This is a genomic window from Dictyobacter aurantiacus (assembly GCF_003967515.1).
Lineage (GTDB): Bacteria > Chloroflexota > Ktedonobacteria > Ktedonobacterales > Ktedonobacteraceae > Dictyobacter > Dictyobacter aurantiacus.
The window spans coordinates 2,492,582-2,512,424 of the sequence record NZ_BIFQ01000002.1; the positions used below are offsets into that span (position 1 = coordinate 2,492,582).

Annotated in this window: 18 protein-coding genes; 7 read left to right on the forward strand and 11 right to left on the reverse strand. The window is 53.2% G+C overall.

All coding sequences use genetic code 11. The annotated features are described in order from the left end of the window. Nucleotides 1-2: 2 nt before the first annotated feature. A complete protein-coding gene (locus tag KTT_RS34880; protein WP_126602762.1) occupies nt 3-1,247 on the reverse strand; it encodes a winged helix-turn-helix domain-containing protein in 1,245 nt (414 codons plus the stop codon). A 133-nt stretch (nt 1,248-1,380) separates the two neighbouring features. Further along, nucleotides 1,381-2,892, reverse strand: a complete 1,512-nt coding sequence (locus KTT_RS34885) for a class I adenylate-forming enzyme family protein (RefSeq protein ID WP_126602764.1) — start codon at nt 2,890-2,892, stop codon at nt 1,381-1,383. A 316-nt stretch (nt 2,893-3,208) separates the two neighbouring features. Between KTT_RS34885 and KTT_RS34890 the strand changes: the two genes are divergently transcribed. The 5 genes from KTT_RS34890 (at nt 3,209) to KTT_RS34910 (ending at nt 7,511) form a co-directional block, all read left to right on the forward strand. Then, nucleotides 3,209-3,856, forward strand: a complete 648-nt coding sequence (locus KTT_RS34890) for a TetR/AcrR family transcriptional regulator (RefSeq protein WP_126602766.1) — start codon at nt 3,209-3,211, stop codon at nt 3,854-3,856. A 157-nt stretch (nt 3,857-4,013) separates the two neighbouring features. Then, on the forward strand, nt 4,014-5,828 hold the full coding sequence (locus KTT_RS34895; RefSeq protein WP_160146363.1) for a glycosyltransferase family 39 protein: 1,815 nt from the start codon (nt 4,014-4,016) through the stop codon (nt 5,826-5,828). Between the two features lie 120 nt (nt 5,829-5,948). Next, on the forward strand, nt 5,949-6,551 hold the full coding sequence (locus KTT_RS34900; RefSeq protein ID WP_126602770.1) for a class I SAM-dependent methyltransferase: 603 nt from the start codon (nt 5,949-5,951) through the stop codon (nt 6,549-6,551). Between the two features lie 283 nt (nt 6,552-6,834). Then, on the forward strand, nt 6,835-7,104 hold the full coding sequence (locus tag KTT_RS34905) for a DUF2277 domain-containing protein (protein ID WP_126602772.1): 270 nt from the start codon (nt 6,835-6,837) through the stop codon (nt 7,102-7,104). Between the two features lie 101 nt (nt 7,105-7,205). Further along, a complete protein-coding gene (locus tag KTT_RS34910; protein WP_126602774.1) occupies nt 7,206-7,511 on the forward strand; it encodes a hypothetical protein in 306 nt (101 codons plus the stop codon). A 261-nt stretch (nt 7,512-7,772) separates the two neighbouring features. Here KTT_RS34910 and KTT_RS34915 read toward each other — a convergent pair whose 3' ends face one another. The 8 genes from KTT_RS34915 to KTT_RS34950 form a co-directional block, all read right to left on the reverse strand. Beyond that, nucleotides 7,773-9,590 carry a CocE/NonD family hydrolase gene (locus KTT_RS34915; protein ID WP_126602776.1) on the reverse strand — a complete coding sequence of 606 codons (1,818 nt, stop codon included), beginning with the start codon at nt 9,588-9,590 and terminating at the stop codon, nt 7,773-7,775. A 195-nt stretch (nt 9,591-9,785) separates the two neighbouring features. Then, nucleotides 9,786-10,160 carry an antibiotic biosynthesis monooxygenase family protein gene (locus KTT_RS34920; protein ID WP_126602779.1) on the reverse strand — a complete coding sequence of 125 codons (375 nt, stop codon included), beginning with the start codon at nt 10,158-10,160 and terminating at the stop codon, nt 9,786-9,788. A gap of 77 nt (nt 10,161-10,237) precedes the next feature. Beyond that, nucleotides 10,238-10,693 (reverse strand): SRPBCC family protein, encoded by a 456-nt coding sequence (locus KTT_RS34925; protein WP_126602781.1) that lies wholly within the window; start codon nt 10,691-10,693, stop codon nt 10,238-10,240. A 71-nt stretch (nt 10,694-10,764) separates the two neighbouring features. Continuing rightward, nucleotides 10,765-11,640 carry an MBL fold metallo-hydrolase gene (locus KTT_RS34930; RefSeq protein ID WP_126602783.1) on the reverse strand — a complete coding sequence of 292 codons (876 nt, stop codon included), beginning with the start codon at nt 11,638-11,640 and terminating at the stop codon, nt 10,765-10,767. Next, entirely contained in the window at nt 11,637-11,909 is a 273-nt protein-coding gene (locus KTT_RS34935; protein ID WP_160146364.1) for an acyl carrier protein, read from the reverse strand. The genes KTT_RS34930 and KTT_RS34935 overlap by 4 nt, the downstream gene beginning before the upstream one ends. 70 nt (nt 11,910-11,979) lie before the next feature. Next, on the reverse strand, nt 11,980-13,275 hold the full coding sequence (locus tag KTT_RS34940; RefSeq protein ID WP_126602788.1) for a beta-ketoacyl-[acyl-carrier-protein] synthase family protein: 1,296 nt from the start codon (nt 13,273-13,275) through the stop codon (nt 11,980-11,982). Then, a complete protein-coding gene (locus tag KTT_RS34945) occupies nt 13,263-14,552 on the reverse strand; it encodes a beta-ketoacyl-[acyl-carrier-protein] synthase family protein (RefSeq protein ID WP_126602790.1) in 1,290 nt (429 codons plus the stop codon). Before KTT_RS34945 ends, KTT_RS34940 begins: the two co-directional genes overlap by 13 nt. Beyond that, nucleotides 14,552-15,592, reverse strand: a complete 1,041-nt coding sequence (locus KTT_RS34950) for a class I SAM-dependent methyltransferase (protein WP_126602792.1) — start codon at nt 15,590-15,592, stop codon at nt 14,552-14,554. Before KTT_RS34950 ends, KTT_RS34945 begins: the two co-directional genes overlap by 1 nt. A 688-nt stretch (nt 15,593-16,280) precedes the next feature. Between KTT_RS34950 and KTT_RS34955 the strand changes: the two genes are divergently transcribed. Both KTT_RS34955 and KTT_RS34960 read left to right on the forward strand, forming a co-directional pair. Continuing rightward, nucleotides 16,281-17,600, forward strand: coding sequence for an MFS transporter (locus KTT_RS34955; protein WP_160146365.1), 1,320 nt, complete (start codon nt 16,281-16,283; stop codon nt 17,598-17,600). 111 nt (nt 17,601-17,711) lie between these two features. Next, on the forward strand, nt 17,712-18,884 hold the full coding sequence (locus KTT_RS34960; protein WP_126602796.1) for a hypothetical protein: 1,173 nt from the start codon (nt 17,712-17,714) through the stop codon (nt 18,882-18,884). Between the two features lie 86 nt (nt 18,885-18,970). Here the strand turns inward: KTT_RS34960 and KTT_RS34965 are convergent, their stop codons facing one another. Further along, nucleotides 18,971-19,423, reverse strand: a complete 453-nt coding sequence (locus KTT_RS34965) for a pentapeptide repeat-containing protein (protein ID WP_126602799.1) — start codon at nt 19,421-19,423, stop codon at nt 18,971-18,973. Between the last annotated feature and the right edge of the window lie 420 nt (nt 19,424-19,843).

A 19,843-nucleotide genomic window follows, 5' to 3' on the forward strand; every position in this document is an offset into this window, starting at 1 on the left:
CCTTATGATGATAAAGAGCATATGCGTCGATGCAACAGCGGCTCGCGAATTGCTGTTGCATCCAGCTTGCTTGCGCTGAGAAAGCGTACGAAGCGTGCGAATCCACGGGCTAAAGCTTCCGCGAAAACCTCGTCATTGCCAAGAGTCTCATCCTCCAGCCACAGGCCCAGGATGATAAAGGTGCTGGTCAGTCGATCGAGCTTACTGTCGAAGCGGCCGACGAGTCGGTCGCCCCACAAGATCGGCAGCGTGTAATAGCCGAACTTACGCTGGTGTTCAGGTTTATATACCTCCCACACATAGTCGAAATCAAATACTACTTTAGCCCGGCCGCGCGCGCTGACGTGATCGAGTGGCGCGAGGAAGACAACTTCTTCTGTTGTGGTCGTCTCCAGCGGCATCCAGGCCTGCGGCACACGTCCCGCGTTCAAATCATGCAGTATGGTGAGGTCACTCCCGAGCGCGTAGTGCACCATTTTCCAACCCTCGACCCGCACCTCGATAATGTCGCCGTCGGCCAGCATCGTCCCAAGCAACTTCTTTGCCGCGCTGGCCGGGTCGCCGCGCCGAAACGAATCACTCGTACGGCTGATGCGCGACAGGCCGCCAAAGCTGATGTCCTTTTTGAGTAAGAAGCGATCAGCCTCGTCGTCGCTGCTCTCGCGGATAAGATGCGTGGGCGCGACCTGTTCGGTGAGTGCATATACGCGCTCAAAACGGTCGCGGTGGTGTGTCATTACTTCACCTGTGGACCATAGATAATATAAAGCCAGCGCGCTGTCCTTGCGACCGCGATAATTTTGCGTGCGTGTGCGCGTGGCCATGGCGAAGTCGCGGTTGCTCACGACCCCACGTTCGCGCAAGACGGCGCGCATTTCGATGATGGCTTCAGCGTGGTCGCGGGCAATAGCAGGGAGGCGCAAGCCGCTATTGCGTTCGCGGCGCATGACCACGCGCCAATGCGGCAGTTCGTCCATCGCTCGCACAGCCAGCCAGCTCCCCCAATCGAAGAATTTGCGTTTCTGATACGTCACGTTTTCCCACATACCAGGCGTGTAATCGAGCACGCGGCTGTGGAGCATGATATCCTGACTGCGCGCAATGATGTTCAGCGGATCGAGCTGCAAATACTCCATGGCATGCATGGCCTGTTCGGTCCCCTCGATGCCGCGCCAGCGCCGTCCGGGCCACAGCCCCTGCTTGCCGAGGATGAAGCGACGGGCTGTTTCAATGTTGATGGTTAACATAATGACCTCTACAAATATTGACCACACCTCAATCGCCGGAAGGTGATGAGATGCGTACCGCAGACTCTGCGGTATGTAGATGGGATTCTTTTTCAGCCGGGCAAAACTGGAAGGCGGACGGAGAGGCGTTTTCCTATGTTACCTGGAACTCTTTCACCAGTTCGACCTTCATTATCTTGCCCATGGCATTGCGGGGTAGGGCCTCCACGAAGCGAATAGCCCTGGGAAGCTTATAGCGAGCGAGTTTCTCCGCGCAAAAGCTCAGGATCTCCTCTGGCGTTACGCTGCCGGGAACGCGGGGCACGATCACCGCCAGTCCCACCTCGCCCCAGCGCGCGTCAGGTTGTGGAATGATCGCTACCTCCAGCACCTCCGGATGGGTGATGATCACGTTTTCGACCTCGGCCGGATAAATATTCTCGCCACCGGAGATAAACATATCTTTCTGACGTCCGACGATATAGTAGAAGCCGTCGGCGTCCTGGCGTACCAGGTCTCTCGTATGCCACCAGCCATCGCGGTAGACGCTGGCCGTGGCCTCTGGCTGCTGCCAGTAGCCAGAACAGACGTGTGGCCCCGCCAGGATAAGCTCGCCAATCTCGCCGGGTGGTACATCATGATCGAATTCATCGACGATGCGGGCCCGCGAATGGAAGACGGGATGCCCAACCGAGCCAGCTTTGCTGACGGCATATTCGGGGGCCAGGCTAAAGCAGTTTACTCCTACCTCGGTCAACCCGTACCCCTGGCGAAATCCCAGGCCACGTTCGGCGTAGCCCGTGATAACGTGCGGCGGACAGGGCGATCCACCGGTAATAAAGAAGCGCACGGAGGAAAAGTCACTGCCAGTGAATGTTGGATGCTGCAACATCTGTTGAAAGACGGTGGGGACCGCGAACACAACTGTACAGCGCCGCCGCTCGATGACCGACATGATAGCCTGGGATGATGATCCACGCAGCAGCACGACAGTTCCACCCAGGTGATAGAGGGGAGTGGTTAACACATTGAGGCCGCTGGCATGGAAGAAAGGGGCAAAGGTCGGCACGATATCTGTGTCGCGCAGTCCCCAACTGATCTGAGTATTGATAGCGTTCCAGGTAATCATACGATGTGAGAGCAGCACCCCTTTGGGCAGGCCAGTTGTCCCCGAGGTATAGAGAATGAGCGCTATCTCCTCACCATCCACCGAGGTAAACGGATGAATCTGGCTGGACAGATCGGCCTGCTCGCCAGGAAAATCATCGAAGGTAAGCAGAGAGCGAACCTGGCCAGTACGTTGCAGGGACCGAGCCAGTTCCGCATGGGCGGAGTCATAGAGCAGCAACGCTGGCTGGCAATCGTTCAGGATGCTTCCCAACTCATGTGCGGTCAGGCGCCAGTTAAGCGGAACCAGGATCGCTCCCAGCAGTGCACAGGCAAAAAAAGCATCCAGGTACTCAGGCGCGTTGAAGGCTACGACCGCTACGCGCTCACCCTGGCGCAGATGATACTGCTGCTGGAGATAAGCGGCCAGGGCACGGGCACGTAGGTTGAGCGTGCGATAAGTAAAGTGGGATTCAGTCTCCTCATCGATCAATCCCACTTTATAAGGACTGAGAAATTCGCGGTGCGCTAGCCACTCGCCAAGGGTAATGAACGCCATAGATCACCTCCGTATCGAACCACATTGTTCTGTGTTGAATCTCTTCTTTGATATTGTATAAGAAATGGGTCAAATCTTCTACTGTCCTCACAATTTGTGATAGTCGTATAAATTGCCATATAATGTGTCCTGAAAGCCGCATATTTCGCGCCCGCGACCCCGGACATTCCGTTCTCGCGTTGCTCAAAACAATGTTCATTGAAGAGGCTGAACTGTGTACGCGGCTGCTTTGACCCATATACCAGAGATATAGAGCAGGTATTGTATAATATGATACATGGGTCATGTATCATATTAGCATGAAGCTAAAGGGGTGATGATGAGTAAAGGCAATGAGACCGAGAATCCTTTAATGCCCGTCACGGCACGTGGAGAGGCGACGCGGCGCAAGATTCTGGATGCCGCCGAAGAGGTCTTTGGCGAACTGGGGTATTATGAGGCCAGCATCTCAGAGATTACCAGGCGCGCGGGTGTCGCGCAGGGCACGTACTATATCTATTTCCATAGCAAGCGTACCATCTTCGAGGAACTGGTCACAGATATTGGCGAGCGCCTGCGGGCAGAGATGCGTGCAGCCATCGCCGGCGCGCCTGATCGCATCGAGGTTGAGCGGCGCGGCTTCCGAGCTTTTTTCAATTTTGTCGCCAGACACCGACGCATCTACAGTATTGTCCAGGAGGCGGAGCGCGTGGCGCCCGAGGCGTTTTATGCCTACTATCATAAGATCAGCCAGGGCTACGTTCGCGGCCTGCAGGAAGCGATGGATGATGGTACTATTCGCAAACTTGATCCAGAAGCGATCGCCTATACATTGATGGGTATCGGCCACTTCATTGCTCTACGCTGGTTAATCTGGCCTCCGCAAGGTGGACAAAAAATGAACAACGATGAGTTGCCAGAGAGCGTCTTTGAATCCATGATAGAATTTATCTCCAATGGCTTATCCACCCATATCTCCGGTTAGAGCATTTGCATGTTTTGAGTTTTAAGGTAATTTATACTTTAAATGAGGAGAATGGAATATTAGAAAATATTTTAGTGTTGTGGACATAATGACACATTAGATGGTATGCGCTGATCAACAAGAAATGGCGGCCGGGCTACGTGGAGGGAGTGATGTGATGAAGCGTATGGTATTGATTGAGAAGCCAGCAACCCTGCAATTAACGAAGCGGTTAATCGACTGGCAACCATGGATGCTGGGGTTACTGTCCTACCTGGGATTGCTGCTCCGGGTATATGGTTTAAATTGGGACCAGGGAAAATTGTTTCACCCTGATGAGCCTTTTATTGTCTCCCATGCCTTGAGGGTCGCGTGGCCTACGAGTGTGCCCCAATTTTTTGATCCGCTTCAATCGCCACTCAATCCACATTTCTTTGCCTATGGTTCCTTCCCCATTTATCTACTGGCCCTGCTTGGGCACACCATTGCATTCTTCTTTCCTGATTTCTTTACCTATACTAACCTCAACCTTGCTGGACGTTGTGTTTCGGCAATCATGGATAGCGGCACCATTCTCATTACTGGTTTGCTTGCATACCGGTTATGCTTATCTGATCGATACGTTGTCCTTTCACCGCGTGCGGTGTCAATAGTGGCTGCGATGCTGGTCGCCTTTTCGCCGCTCCAGGTGCAGCAGTCTCACTATTGTACGGTAGATGCGATGCTGCTCTTTCTGGTGACACTGACCCTGCTGGGCTGCGTCACTCTGGTGGAGACACGGACGCCGCTGCGTGTAGCATTGTTGATCGGATGCGGATATGGATTGGCCCTGGCCACCAAAGTCAGCGCTGCTCCCCTGGCGGTTCCGGTGGGGATCGCGCTGCTGCTGCGCTGGCGGCGAGAGCGGCGCGCAACTGTCCCGATGGCCCTGGCCATGGTGATTCTCGCCACCTGCCTGACCTTCATGCTGTCGATGCCATACGCTCTGCTGGACTGGCGTAATTTTTTGCAGCAGGTGATCGACCAGGGGAACATGTCTACAGGTAAGGCTCTCATGCCCTATACCATCCAGTTTGAGGATACGATCCCTTACCTCTATGAGATACAAAACATCTTCCTCTGGGGACTGGGTCCAATGCTGGCCCTGAGTGCTGGTGGAGGTCTGCTCTGGCTGACCTGGAGGACCATGAAGATGCGGGCCGGGTGCTGGTTGATCATGCTGTCCTGGATACTGGTTTATGGCGGTATGGCGGGGGGCCTCTACGTGAAGTACGTACGCTACATGCTGCCGCTTTACTCAGCACTGATTGTTATTGCTGCGGCGTCCCTGGCCGCTTTTACTACTATACGCATGAGCCGAAGAACCTCTACCGACCGGGCGCATGTAGCGATTCCAGCCTATACTTTGATTGGATTGGTCTTGCTGACAACGATTTTTCAGGGCCTGGCGATGATCAACATTTATAGCCAGCCCAGCACCTTAATCCAGGCGTCCCGCTGGATGTTTACACACCTCACGTATAGTAGCCACATCATCTATGAACAGGGAGACGTCATTATACCAGTTGCGATCGACAATCATAATCCTCAGCAGGACTTTCACCTTGCTGTGTCAGGCCTGGATATGTATAGCTATGATAATCCTGCCAAGATCAGGGCCCTGACAGCCGCGCTGGCGAACAGCGATGTGCTCGTACTGACATCAGACCGTTGGGATCAACCGGCGACGCGCCTGCTCCAGTACTATCCCGTCACCAGCCACTATTATCACATGCTCTTTCAGGGTCGGCTGGGTTTTCGCCTGGCCGCCCGCTTTGAAAATCATCCGCATCTGCTGGGAATCACCTTAAATGATAGCGACTCCGATCCCAGTTTCTCCATTTTTGACCATCCCACCGTACGCATTTTTGTGCGTGATCCGTCGCTGAGATATAGCGCCTCCGAGCTATACCGCAGGATGCTCCAGGGCGCACCTCCAATGCCTTTCTCGTAATAGATATGTAAGCCGACAGATGGATCAAAGCGCATTTTTGTTCTATAACCGCTATGAAGATAAATCGTATAGGGAAAGAGAAGAAGGTGGTAATAATAAAGAAGGAGGATAGACTGACTCATGACACTGCTAGACGCGGCATTTGCGCATCCCCAGGGGCTGGCCGGTCGGCTGGGCGCCATGATTATGGCCTATATGACCAGGCAGCGCAACCTGTGGACAATCTCACTGCTTGATCTTCGTCCCAATGATCATATCCTCGAAGTTGGCTTTGGCCCTGGCGCTTTGATTCAAGAAATGGCACTTCGGGTACCGGAAGGGTTTGTGGCCGGGGTTGATGCTTCATCGTTGATGGTCAGACAAGCCACACGGCGCAATAAGAAGGCTATCCAGAGCAAGCAGGTTGTCTTGAAAGAAGGCTCCGCGCTCACCCTCCCATTTGAAGATAACTGGTTTGACGTGGCGCTGTCCGCCAACTCGATACAGATCTGGCCCGATCAACTTACCGGCGTAAAAGAGATGTATCGTGTCCTCAAGCGCGGCGGAAGAGTTGCCCTCATCCTTCAGCCGGTCTGGGCCAAAGCGGACCAGGAAGTCAAAGACATCGGTGCCGGGCTTCTATCTACACTGAAACAGGCAGGTTTTCAACAGACCAGGCTGGAGTTTAAATCTATGAAGCCGGTCTCCACCGTCTGCGCCCTGGGCATCAAAGAATGTGCCTGACTCCCGTCATCGTGTGGAGACGTGAGAGCCTCCACACAGGCGTCCGCGTGTGCGGCCGCACTGTTATTTTGTGTTGGTGCATAGGCTGCGCATTCGCGTAGCCTATGCACCAACACAAAACTGACTCGCGAGCATCACAGGTGTGAAAACTCAAGTTTTTCCACTTTAGCCCAGGGTAGGAAGAATAGCTACTTCAGGGATATATTTTATTGACCAGTAAGGTAGGGATGCTGGTCACTTTATTTGCAGCACCAGTGAGCTCTGGCCTGGAAAGGTAACATTTATGTGTAGAAATATTAAGCCTCTCTTCAATTTTGAGCCAGCTGTGACCGAGGAAGAGATTCAGCAGGCGGCATTACAATTTGTACGCAAGGTGAGTGGTTTTAACCAGCCATCAAAAGCCAACGAAGCGGCATTCTGGGCCGCCGTCGAGGAAATTACGGCATCCACCAGAACCCTGCTCGACTCGCTGGAGACGAACGCGCCCGCTAAGGATCGCGCCGAGGAGGCCGCCAAAGCACGCGCCCGCAATGCCCAACGCTTCGCCCGTTAGCCGGACATAGTTCCGGCTCAGATTCCTTTGCTATAACCATCTCCTTTCTTGCTGGTAAAGACGACCACTGTTTCCATATATTTCAAAGCAAACCTCCCTCTATGCAGGTGTATTATGAGCAGCTGATCAAGCAAACTCAGACCATTAAGACCAGTACGCTGGGCACATTGAAATTTACCGTGGACAGCGCCTATCTCAACGGCAACCGGGCGATCGTCAAATATAGTTATATACCACTGTCTAAGGCTGAGGCCAGGACATTTCAACAGGTAACGGACTATCCTCAGCTTAGTGCAGTTCATGAATTGAAATTTCCTGGTCTTAGTGGTGATCAACCAACACCCATGGGGAATGAAACTATTATGACATTTGGTACGGCGCTATGCGGGAAACGTCGGTGTTCATGACTGAGGCGACCCATGGCGTTTCCTCTCCTTCGATTAGTAGCCCTGCACGGCAGTCTATGAGAGTGTCTGATTCTCATGATCATCGCCTGCAGCACGCTTGAGCTTTCGCATCTCTGGTGCTCACAACTCCATGGTGTATTGGTGCAACAGGGGCGCGAAAGCGCCCCTGTTGCACCAATACACAAAACCAGTGCGTCCGCGTAGCGGACGCGCGTGCAGGGGCGTTCACGTCCCTCCAGGGTGATGAGTGTCAGACACTCTCTATGCATCGGGCAGTGGAACTCCATCCTTTCCGCGGATGGATACCTCGAGATAGGATGTATCGGATTCCCCATGAAAAACAGTATTGCGAGCCAGGTACGGTGGGGCCTCGTAGGGGAAATAAATAAAACCGTCAAAGACCGTCGCCTTTAACAGATCGGGGCGGCTGCCGATCTCCAATTGAAGGCGATGTTTTTTCTTAAAGAGGTTTGCCGTGGGCGTCAAGCTAAAGCTCAGGCAAACTGGCTGTGATGGGGTTAAGGCTTCTGGATGGCGATGTTCATGGATAATTTCGTCGGGGCGCGAGAGCTGCTCGTCAATTCTGCGATGGGAGGCTTGCAGCCACCCGAAGGAGAGCAGGCGGACAGTCCCATCGGGAGCGACATCGCTCAGCCGCGCGACCACGTGTGTATCGATGGCAGTGGAAGAAAGGATGAGTTGGAGCTTGACCGGTCCCACGACCTCGGTATCTTCAAGCATAGGTTCGCTGAGGTAAGTCAACCTCTGGCTGATATGCTTTTCGAGCTCCTTGGGGTAGTTTGTTCCTCGTGGGATAGCGGCAAACTGGAGCGTAGTACTCTGAGTGGGATGCGTCGCCTGCAGCACATGGCTATCCTCACTTCGCTCTGAACGAGCGTGCAAGTAGAGTCGCTGCGTCGTCGTGTCAGGGATTGGCCAATCCGTGGCGCTCTTCCAGCAATCAGCCCCTTGCAGCCAGTAGCGGACCGGAGGCTGTTCGTTGACGCCCGTATCCATGCCCTTCAGATGAAAATCATACCAGGCCAGCAATTCCCCGTGATAGTTCGACCAGGGCCACCGCGGGTCTGGGGGGCCGATGAACAGCTTTTTCGGCGCGTGAATGCCATGCCAGGCTTGAAACGCTCCCCGCGAATGAATACCGGGATTGGCCCAGTTTGTCCCAATGCAGACGGGGATCTGAATACGGTCGAGCACGGGCCAGGCAGACTTTTCTCGGTAAAACGGTCCATCATAGGGTTCATCAAACGCGAGCTGGGCGAAGTCCCGCATCCACTCGCCCTCCGGATGCATCTGCTGCGGCATCTTTTCTTCGTTCTTGAAAAAGAAGCTCGTGATCCGCCTCTGAATCCAATTCCGATTGAGCAGATAGCTCCCCAGATGACGGAGTACAGGGGGCACCGAAAGCGACTGTGTCGACCCTACAAAGGTATAATAGGGCGCAAAGAAACCCGAGTGAAACGCTCCACCATGATAGGCGAAATGTCGATAGAGGTCGGTAAATCCGAGGTAGGGGAAGATAGCCTTCAGGTGTGGTGGTTGCTGTGCTGCCGCCAGGTATTGGATGGCGGCAAAATAGGACATGCCGATCATGCCTATATTCCCGTTGGACCATGGTTGTGTCGCCGCCCATTCAATAACATCCGCCACATCTTTATGTTCCTGGGGCGAAAAGTGCATCATATGCTGACCGGCGGATTTCCCTGCGCCGCGGGCGTTTACCGTCAGGTGACAATAACCTCTTGCGACCAGGTAGCTGACCTGCCCCACCTCATTAATGGGAAGTGGGAGACCGGTATTCTGCAGTTCTTTGGTGTAGCTCGACCAGGCCAGGAGCACGGGAAAAGCCTCATCAGCATCAGGCCGGTAGAGATCTCCCCGCAAAATTGTGCCATCGGGCAATGGAATAGCAATATCAGGAATGAAAAGGATGCCATAATCCGGTTGGGATGCGTGTGTTGGCGTCCAGTCTCCTGCAAATTGTTCGCCAGTCAATTTGGTGCGCGGGGGCACGCGCAACGGCGCGTTTTTCATCGGCGTTGCTTTCTCCGTGATCGCCATATATCCTACCTTTCAAAAGAGCGGTTCTGACTCTTGCTTTTATAGAATGGATACCTGTATGTAACGCCCCTGTAGATGGGGGAAGCCGTCTACGAACCGCTTCGGCTCTTAGACGGCTCCATATTTTCGTTCGGGGAGTCTCCTGTTCTATTCCAGACAAACGGCCAATGCTTGCCATTCGCGTAGGGAACGAGACTAGGCGTGCTCCTGGACGCGAGCTTTACTCGGATAGGCGCAATACACGACCTCAAGATCGAATCGAATCTCGATGTGCTCAGAGAGCTCATTACAGCGCTGGACATGGTGTGGATTTTGCCGCAACATTGCCTGAAGATCCTCCAGGCTTCTCCACTGCGCATAGTTGATGATTCGCGTGCCGTCTTTACTCAGGTGGAAATTGGCACTGATAAAGCCAGGCGCGGTTACCACAACTTCTTCCGTCATTTCTTTCAGGTATGTCATCAATGTTTGCTGGTTTTCGGGTTTGACCGTAAGCGTATTGATCATAGTACAGATTGGCTGATGCTCTTTGATTGTTGTGATGGCAACAACCTCTTCTGTCTCTTTCATGTTTTGTTTTTCCTTTGCTGGAATCTAGTACATATTATATCCGGACAGGCGCATCTCTTTATCCGCGCCGAACGAGCTTAGCGCGCGGCTTCAGGCATCGATTCGAGCACTTCTTTGAAGTGTTTCTGGTTTTCCTGCATATGGTTGGTCATCCGCGCCAGAACCTGTTCATTGGTGACAGGAGCCTTTGGATCCATCTCAAAATCTTGCGTCCAGGTCATGAGAACCCCTCCATCTACCGGTTCATAGGTCCAGGTCAAATGCATGTAGAAAAAGGGAAATTTGGGATTTCCTCGCTGGGCAATGGCTTCGCGCTTTTCATAGTCCAGGATGCGCCAGGACTGCCAGGTCTCGCCTTCTGCATTGGTCAGTTCGAATTCGATCCTGGCAAAGCGGCCAGAGCGCTCAAAGGAGAGAACGGTGGCTTTGCTGTACTCTTTGAACAGCTCTGGCCAGCGTGCGATATCGTTGGTGATGGCGAAAATAGTATCGGGATCGCGGGCAATAACAATTGATGCTTGTGCTTGTGGCATCTTTCTTCTCCGTGTTCTTTTTTTGTATAATTGTTTCTCTATCGGTCTGGGAGAACTGTATCCCCCTGCCCTTACTCAAGCGGGCGACTGAGGAGCGCTGCTGTGAGATCCGAGCGATTGATTTCCCCTCGGGCCTCTTTCATTGCACGCTCCAAATTAATGGCGTGACGTTCGGATTCGAGCCATTCTGTAAGGGGCCCGGGATCAAACGCGGCCAGCGCATCCCGCAAAGACTGGTTAGCTAGCACCGCCTCACGGCCTAACTGTTCCAGGGAAAGAAAATAATCGCGCAAGATTTCCAGGTCGGCGCGTGTCCCAAGAGCCCCATGGCCAGGGACGACGACCACTGGATCAAGAGCAATCAGAGCATCCAGGGCCTCGATCCAGCCGGAAATCAGGCCATTGAGGGCAAGTGGAACCACCCCTTTGAAGCCTATATCGCCCGTGATCAGGACGCGCGCCGTAGGGAACCACACCGCCAGATCAGTTGCAGTATGCGCAGGCGAAAATGAGAGGATCTGTCCATCCCGTGGTACAACCAGATGATCTGGCAAGGGTTCCTGCTCTACCAGTTTCAAATCGGCGAAGCGCCCCTTGAAGCGAGGCATCAGATGGTCATAGGTGGATGTCGGCAGTCCCAGTTGTCGACCTGCCTGAATTGAACGTGGGTGCGCCAGAATGCGAGCCTGAGAGAAGACCGCGTTTCCCCCCACATGATCCACGTGGTGGTGGGTATTGACCACCAGTTCCACATTTGCACCCTGGCGTTTGATCTCCCGAGCCATCTGCATGGCCATCTCTGGAAACGTCATCGTGTCGACGACCAGGGCGTGTCCCTGCTCGACGATAAAAGACGCATTGGAGACGCCCATTTCGCCGTTACCATGGATGATGGCAAATATCCCATCAGCTATTTCACGCGTTTTCTGTTCGGGCCACTCACTCATTTGCTTGCGGCCTCTTCTTCTGGTACCTTTTTTATGACCAGTTGAACAAGATCTCCAACCGTCGTACAACGTTTCAGATCGGCAATAGGGAATTGCTGCCCAAACGCTTTTTCCATGGCAAGCCCGATCTCAATGAAGCTGAGCGATTCGATACCGAGATCGGTCAACAGATCAGTATCTAATGTGATCTCGTCATCTTCGTCTACCTGGTGGCGAATAATTGTTGCCACACGAGGATAAATATCCTGTTCGCGAGAGTTATGCGTCATATGAAATATCTCCTTTACAAAAAAACGAGCATAAATAGGCCATGAGACTAGAAAAATATCGCTGTCAACATTACCGGGCCTGCTCCAACGCTGCTTCCCCTTCCCACCTCCGCAGGACCATGGAGGCATTAGCACCTCCAATACCGCGCGCGTTGATCAGGCTATAATCGAAGGTATCGATCGAACGAGGTGTGCCCCTCACATAATCAAGGTCACACTCCGGGGCTGGCTGTTCAAGATGGGGAGTCGAGGGGATTACCCGCTGGCGCATTGCGAGCAGAGCAATCGCCATATCGACGGCGAACGCCGCTCCAAAGAGGTTCCCAAAGGCCGCCTTAGGAACCGAGACAGGGACCTGCATCGCTTTCTCTCCCAGCGCCAGATGAATGGCACGTGTCTCCGAGACATCTTCCTCGGGGACTGCTGAACCAGCCGCGAAGAGGCAATCCAGTTCCTCAGCCTGCGCACCAGCTTTTCGCAGAGCTTCTGTCATTGCTGCGGCATAGCGGACTCCATCCGGGGCAGGCTTCACGAAATCGTATCCATCATTGGTTGAGGCCCAGCCCGCGATCTCTGCGAGAATAGGGGCACCACGCTTCTGCGCATCTTGCGCACGCTCGAGTACGAAAAAAGCGGCACCCTCACCGGCAATCAGCCCGTCGTGTTCGCGATCAAACGGTCGATACGCCGCCGTTGATCGGCCTCGGGTTTGCTGAGACATCAACCCGGATGTTTCATAACAGAGCGCGGCATACGCGGAAAACGGCGCCTCAGTTCCTCCCGCGAGCATGATATCAGCGCGACCACGCTGGAGACACTCAGCAGCGTGGATGAGGGCCAGGGCTCCGCTCGCCCGATCACTAAGGAATGTGCGCCCAATTCCTTTGATGCCGAAATGAATAGAGAGATTCCCCTGAACGGCGGCCGGGAACCAGGCGACGGCCATGTGCGGATTGACGTCGCGCGGCCCTGAACGCCACAGGTGGCGCAGCTCGCGCTCGGCGAATCCCCATCCCCCCAGGTTATTGCCCACCGTGATGCCGACACGATGGCTTTTCTCCTCCTGACCATTCCACCTGGTTTTTTTCTCCTCGTCGAGCAATCCGGCATGCTGGAGCGCCAGTTGGGCACTCAGCAGCCCAAAGGTCGAGAAGCGATCGAGCTTACGTGTGAGACGGGGTTTAAGATAGGCATCAGACCGGAAATCCTGGAGTTGTCCCCCCACGTGACATTGAAGGTGTGACGTATCAAAGCTTGTCAATTCCTTTAATCCGCTCTCTCCCAGCATCAGCTTATCCCACAGAATGTCAGAGCCAATCCCATACGGAGAAATGACCCCCATGCCAGTAATCACTATTTTTTCCATCGTGCATCCTCTGTTGGGCAAGTTTCGATAATCATGGCCCCGTGGAGGCCAGAAAAGCCGCTTGCTGTGGTCAGCATGCGGGTCATGGCCTGAGACCGTGAGTGGTCTGGGACGTAATCCAGATCGCAGCGCGGGTCGGGATTGGTCAGGTTTATGGTAGGATGGATCCGTTGCTCATGCATACTCAACGCACAGGCCACAACTTCAACCGCGCTGGCGGCCGCTAACGCATGACCTACCATCGATTTCGTTGAGTTCACAGGGATAGCGGTTGCGTGCGAACCAAGCGAGGTTTTCAGTGCCAGCGTCTCAAAATAATCATTTTGCGGGGTCGAGGTCCCATGAGCGTTGACAAAGTCGATCGCGGTTGGTGGTAGATGGGCCTGGCGTAAGGCTCCATTGATGGCGCGCGCTAGATCGCGTCCTTCTGGAGACATATCGGTCATGTGCACTGCATGTTCGACGACATCACATCCCGTGATCTCTGCATATATCGGTGCCTGGCGATTTAGTGCATGCTCAAGCTCCTCAAGAATAACGATGCCACACCCCTCGGAGAGAACAAAACCATCTCGATCAACGCTGAACGGCCGAGACGCCGTGGCAGGCTCCTGGTGGCGCGAAAGGCAGTTAATGATATCGAAGGCTGCGATGGTAATCGGGGAGATGGGTGCTTCAGAAGCCCCGGCAACCATGACATCGTGATCTCCGTAAGCAATGCTCTCGTATGCATAGGCAATCGCGTCCAGTCCACCGATACACCCCGTTGATAGCGTGGTACACTCTCCTTGAAAACCGTAGCGGGCACCGACAGCGAGCGCAGCCGAGTTTCCCATTGCGGCGGAGTAGAGAAAAGGCGAAACGCCATCCGGCGCATAGCTATCATCCTCGTTGTTTGTCGCCTTCGTAAATTCTTCGTCGAGGGTCTGTGTTCCGCAGATAGCGGTTGCCAGCGTCACCCCAACACGCGTTCGATCCCATGAGCACTGATCGAGGCGAGCATCCAGAAATGCCTGGTGCGCCCCGGCCAGGGCGAACTGGATAAACCGATCCGCGGTCTGATAGGCGGAAGGCACATGGTGACGCTCGGGATCAAAGTCCGATACTTCGCAGACCACTTGCGCCCCAAACTGATGATGCCCGAAAAGTGGAGAGCAGGTAGCCTGTCCAAGCGACACCGCCCCAGAAACCCCGTCGAGCAGATTCTGCCAGAAAACATCTTTTCCAATACCAACCGGAGAAACAACTCCCAGTCCAGCAATAACGACACGGCGCATTACAGGTTCTCCCCTTTCCTGGCTACCACTACTGGGAACGGTCCAGCGACATGGAAGCTCCGCGCGTCTTGCAGCCCTGCATCAGCCAACCAGCTTGTGACCTCTGCTACCGTTCGGATGCGGCCCTGTTGCGTATTGACAAGCATAGAAAGATCCAGCGTAATAGCTGGCGGTGGGCTGGCGTGATCCGGCGCATAGAATACATCCGCAATCAACAACGTTCCCCCTGGACGCAAACTCTCTACCAGTTTCGCGATCAGCGCTTTTGAGCGTTCATCACTGATGAAACGACAGACATGACCGCAGAGAATGAGATCATACGAATGTGATGGATACGCGAACTCTTCCATATCCCGTGCAATCCAGGTATAGCGATCTGCAAGTCCTTGCTCGGCAATATGCTTCCGTCCCTGCTTGATAACCTCTGGAAAGTCGAGGGCGGTTATCTGAGCCGATGGATACTGAAACGCAAATCCCGCACTCCAGGGCGCGCTTCCCGCTCCGACATCGAGGATACTTAGATTTGCATCGGACGATCTGGCGAGTGGGAGTTCGGAAGCCGTCCGGCGCGCGATTGGAAAAACCAGCGGAAAAAGATCAACGACGCGTGGAGCAAAAAAGGCTTCTGCAGTCCTGGCATAACCGAGATCGCGATAGGGGACAGATGAGCGCATGGTCTGGTCGAGCTCAAACCACGCTGGCACATAATCAACCATAGCCAGGGTATCCCCTCCCAGGTAAGAATCTTTTCCTTCTACGAGAAATGCATCAGCTATGGGAGTTAGATGATAGGTGTCGCCGTCTCCTTTGACAAGTCCGAGCGCTTCCAGGCCCCTTAAGAGCCGTTCCATTGACTCGCGTCGCGTCTGTGTACGGCTTGCGAGTTCAGCAGGGGAAAGTGCTTTTTCGGCGAGATGGGTAAAGAGGTGAAGGCGAACTGATGCAACGAGCATCGCGGTACGCGCAAAGGCGTAATTCATATCAAGGATTGCCTGGGGAAGGAGCTTTTGCTCATTCGAATTAGGCCTAGAAGAGGTCATCTACGCTTCCTCCTCTGGCCTGTAGTAGTGATATATCCCATAATGTCCTCCGGGACGCAGAAAAAAGAAATAATGCAAGTTGCACTAGAAAAAAATAAATATTAGCAGTAAGTTTACTCCCTTGCATATGCAGTACAGGGAGAAACGGTTAATCAGTGGATAAACTTCTTGTTTAATGCAAAGATGAATAACACCTTCTTTCTAGGGCTCTGCTCCTCCGTGTCTGAGCAGCTGATTTACATCATTGTTTTACAAAGTAACAGGTTTTTAAGATACATGTCAAGTTTCTGAGGCGGATATACCATTTTTGGAAGGGGGAGAGAATTGATCTGAACGAGGGAATACAAAAAGAGTTACCCAAAAATAGATTTAGGTGATTCACATCTGTAACACAACTACATTGTGAATATGTGTTACAAATAGGTAACACATATAATCATTAGTACTTATGGACAAGTAATTGATTGACTGCAATCTTTATATTAGCTATTCTCATCTTAAAGATTTCGCGAGATTCGCGGTGAAGATGATAGCTGAGGGAACACAATCATTGAGTAGACAGATGAAAAAAAGGAAAGCTGCGGCACGTTCTAGAACGCGACGAATTGCGCAACTGCGACACCAAAGCTCAAGCGTACCATCCCATGTGAAACAATTGCCGGAGAAGATTGGGACAAGGACGAGACCGATGGGTACGACCAACCAGGTGTTCCAGAACCGATCCCCGTTGACGGTGAGAGGCTCGATGGACAGGCTACCAGTACGCGACACCCTCTCCCATCGTTCTCAACCGGCGACGCAAAAGATGTCTCGCGTCGCCGGGCACTTCGTCGCAATTTGCCTGGCCCCGATCGCTATCTGCATCAACTTTACAAATTACGGTCCACTAATCCCACTGCTGCAGCATATTCTGCACGTCACCAGCGGTCAGATCGGGCTCTTCTCCGCCGTCCTTTTTTTGTGTCTGGCCCTGGCTAATATCCCAGGTGGTATCCTTTCCGATATTTTCGGGGCACGCCGAACCATGCTTGGCTCTCTATTCCTGGTCAGCTTAAGCGCGTTCCTCTGCCCACTCATCCCCACCTTTTCCTGGATGATTGTGTGCCGTGCGCTTACCGGCCTGGGAGCAGGGATCGCGCTGGTCGCGGGATCCCATGCTACCGCTCAGTTGGGACGATACGAAGCGCTCGCGCAAGGCCTCAATGGAGGAGCTGCCCAATTGGGAGCGGGCCTGGGTCTCGTTGCGACCCCTTCGTTGTTAGCTCTCATCGGCTGGCAAAGTACCTTCGTTGCTAGTGGCCTGCTCGGCCTGCTTGCTATATTTGCCTGGCTTTTTGTTCCCAAAGTAATCGACGAGCGTGGCAGAGATTCCCATCAGCAAGCTGACTTGGCGGCTGGAGTGCGATCACGTGTGATCTGGACGCTTGGACTCTCCAATATGGGGACCTTCGGGCTTGGCAACGCCGTAACCGCCTGGCTAGCGGTTTATTTCGCAGTCAGCTATGGATTGTCGCTCCCGCTAGCTGCCGGACTAGGCTCACTGGCTCTCTTCGCTGGTGCCCTCTTCCGGCCACTGGGTGGCATAATTCTGGCGCGCTCTCAGCGAGCAATTTTTCTCATACGAGGGGGAACGCTGATGGCGTTTCTCGGACTGATCATTCTGGCGTTGCCAATTGGCACGCTCCCCATTGCATGCGGTGGGTTGCTGATGTTCTCTCTAGGGACCACATTGCCGTACGCTGCCATTTTTAGTACGGCCGCTCACCATGGAAAGCAACAGGCGTTTGGGTCTGGCGTTGCGCAAGGCCTGATCGCGGTTCTGGCATCACCCGTCGCGATTGTGGGGCCGCCAATCATTGGCTTGATCAAAGAGCAAACCGGTATGTTTACCTATGCCTTTGGTTTTATCGTTCTAGTATTTTCAGTGCTACCCGTTATTGCCTCGTGGTACCTTTCTCATGCACTTGCCCTGGAAGAACGCAAAGGAGCGTCTATACAGAGGTGCTAGCAACTCGATGCTTTCCATGTTAAACTGATGGAAAGCATAATATTATTATATTGACGTATATCAATGTAATGTCGTTATCGAACAAAACCCCTGGTAAGGAGAATATTTCTTGTGAGTAGAGACGCATCAGGCTTGCGCACGGGACAACATCCTTCGCGAAGCCAGGCCAATATCGGTCCTGCATCAGTGATCAATCAGGAGCCTCAAAAAGACACGAGTCTTTTGCGGTGGTGGTATCGGTTTACAGCCCCCGCTCCCGTTTCCGCAGATGCTACGTTGCAACAGCGAGATCTGTCGCGCCGTGGAAGGCTAACCAGCTTCGTTCTCTTGATGATCATACTCCTGGTTCTTGCTGCCGAGCCGGCCGCCATATTTGGTCCCAACAAGGCATTGATCTTTATTTTACTGATTCCCGTTTTCATCGACATCGTCGCTCTTGTTTTTAACAAGCTAGGGAAGCTCATGGTCGCCGGTATTCTCGTCGTTATCGGCATTGAGGTTGGTCTCATTCTCTCGATTCTTGGACCTGCCCTTGGTTCGGGTGGACTAACGACCTATGTCCTCCCCCAATTCGATCTGTTTGTTCAAGCGGAATTTGTGTCTGTTACCTTGCTGGATCCACGGTCGGTCTTCGTGGTGACCTTCTTTAATATAGCGTTTACCGTTCTCTCTATTTTATATCTGCCCCACACAGCCGAGTTTGCTGCCGTGCTGGCCGCGAACCCTTACGACATCTTCCTGCGCCCTATAACCCTGGCAATAATAGTTGCGGGGGTCCTTTTCGTGGCGATCAGCAGTTTGAATCAGACGCTCAAGCGCGCGGACCGCGCAGAAGTGGTTGCGGAGTTAGAGCGCCGCGAAGTTGAGCGCCAACAACAGGATATCTCCCTCAAGCAGCAGTTAGAGCAGGGAACCCAAGCTATTTTGCAGACGCATGTAGAGGTTGCCAATGGCAACTTCACCGCGCGCGCTCCGTTGACACAGGACAACGTACTTTGGAGGATCAGCCTATCCCTTAACAACTTGATTGCCCGCCTTCAAAGCTCAAGCCAGGCAGAAGCGGAACTCGAACGAGCCAAAGCCCATACGGCGCAACTGGTGGATGCTATTCGAAAGGCCAGGGCTGGCAGGCCGGTACAACTTCATCGCACGGGCACACACCTCGACGCGATTATTGTGGAATTGCAGACAGGCATGAGGCAACCCATAGACAACACTCCCGCTTCAACTCAGGGGACACACATGGGTCAATCAAGGGACAGAAGGGAACAACCTAAATTATAATTCTCTGAAAGAGGGTGCGCCCAGGCGCGCCCTCTTTCAGAGAATGCTATACGGTAGAGGGAAGATCTTCAGGTCATTTTGTCGTTTTAGCGAAAGCGATCCCACCACCGCTCCCGCCATCTGACGTTGTCGAGAATTGCGCCGTCAAGGTTCGCTTGCGTAACGTCCGCCGCCCGCATATCGGCACCGGTGAGATCGGCGGCTCGAAGGTTTGCTGAGCTGAGATTAGCACCCTTCAAATCGGCATCGGTGAGGTCGGCTGCTGATAAGTCTGCCCCACGGAGATCGGCCGCCTGGACATTGGCAGAACGCAGTGATGCAAGATTGAGGTTGGCGCCCTGCAAATTAGCATCCTGGAGGGTCGCGGACCCAAGATTGGCAAAGCGCAGGTTTACCCTGCTGAAATTAATACCTCTAAGATCGATTTTGCGAAGGTCCACCTGACTCAGATCAGGTTCGACGTTTGGGTGTTGCTGCCTCCACAGGTTCCATTGAGTGGTGCCCTGCTTGAGAATGTAAAGATGGTCTTGTCTTGCCATCTTCTTTGCTCCTTTACCTCTATACACAAAAAAGGAAAATAACGGAAAAAAGAGAGCATTAAGAAAGAGTGTGTCAAAATGGTTCAACTCTTCCTCAAAAAGCAACAATGGATGCAGCACACTGATGAGCTCACATGCTAGCAGACGTGGCTGCAGTTCTCTCGTATGCACAACGGATGACTCTACACCACAAAGGGCAAGCTCATCGCGCGATCATGTGAAAGAGAGAATACGTGAAGCAAAGAAGCAATGCATAAATAAGATATCATTGTTGAGGATGTGAACCATTGTGCCCGCCAGGATCTTTCCTTTATCCTCCGTGAATATGGTAAAAAAGATCAGCTTTGTTTGTCAAGAAATACCCTATGGTAGCCATATATAGCTACATATAATGTATGTCCAAAAATATGGCATGACCTC

What these genes read in the sequence shown, in the direction of transcription:
- KTT_RS34880 (WP_126602762.1), bottom strand. Translation starts at nt 1,247, where the DNA reads ATGTTAACCATCAACATTGAAACAGCCCGTCGCTTCATCCTCGGCAAG.
- KTT_RS34885 (WP_126602764.1), bottom strand. Translation starts at nt 2,892, where the DNA reads ATGGCGTTCATTACCCTTGGCGAGTGGCTAGCGCACCGCGAATTTCTC.
- KTT_RS34890 (WP_126602766.1), top strand. Translation starts at nt 3,209, where the DNA reads ATGATGAGTAAAGGCAATGAGACCGAGAATCCTTTAATGCCCGTCACG.
- KTT_RS34895 (WP_160146363.1), top strand. Translation starts at nt 4,014, where the DNA reads ATGAAGCGTATGGTATTGATTGAGAAGCCAGCAACCCTGCAATTAACG.
- KTT_RS34900 (WP_126602770.1), top strand. Translation starts at nt 5,949, where the DNA reads ATGACACTGCTAGACGCGGCATTTGCGCATCCCCAGGGGCTGGCCGGT.
- KTT_RS34905 (WP_126602772.1), top strand. Translation starts at nt 6,835, where the DNA reads ATGTGTAGAAATATTAAGCCTCTCTTCAATTTTGAGCCAGCTGTGACC.
- KTT_RS34910 (WP_126602774.1), top strand. Translation starts at nt 7,206, where the DNA reads ATGCAGGTGTATTATGAGCAGCTGATCAAGCAAACTCAGACCATTAAG.
- KTT_RS34915 (WP_126602776.1), bottom strand. Translation starts at nt 9,590, where the DNA reads ATGGCGATCACGGAGAAAGCAACGCCGATGAAAAACGCGCCGTTGCGC.
- KTT_RS34920 (WP_126602779.1), bottom strand. Translation starts at nt 10,160, where the DNA reads ATGAAAGAGACAGAAGAGGTTGTTGCCATCACAACAATCAAAGAGCAT.
- KTT_RS34925 (WP_126602781.1), bottom strand. Translation starts at nt 10,693, where the DNA reads ATGCCACAAGCACAAGCATCAATTGTTATTGCCCGCGATCCCGATACT.
- KTT_RS34930 (WP_126602783.1), bottom strand. Translation starts at nt 11,640, where the DNA reads ATGAGTGAGTGGCCCGAACAGAAAACGCGTGAAATAGCTGATGGGATA.
- KTT_RS34935 (WP_160146364.1), bottom strand. Translation starts at nt 11,909, where the DNA reads ATGACGCATAACTCTCGCGAACAGGATATTTATCCTCGTGTGGCAACA.
- KTT_RS34940 (WP_126602788.1), bottom strand. Translation starts at nt 13,275, where the DNA reads ATGGAAAAAATAGTGATTACTGGCATGGGGGTCATTTCTCCGTATGGG.
- KTT_RS34945 (WP_126602790.1), bottom strand. Translation starts at nt 14,552, where the DNA reads ATGCGCCGTGTCGTTATTGCTGGACTGGGAGTTGTTTCTCCGGTTGGT.
- KTT_RS34950 (WP_126602792.1), bottom strand. Translation starts at nt 15,592, where the DNA reads ATGACCTCTTCTAGGCCTAATTCGAATGAGCAAAAGCTCCTTCCCCAG.
- KTT_RS34955 (WP_160146365.1), top strand. Translation starts at nt 16,281, where the DNA reads ATGGGTACGACCAACCAGGTGTTCCAGAACCGATCCCCGTTGACGGTG.
- KTT_RS34965 (WP_126602799.1), bottom strand. Translation starts at nt 19,423, where the DNA reads ATGGCAAGACAAGACCATCTTTACATTCTCAAGCAGGGCACCACTCAA.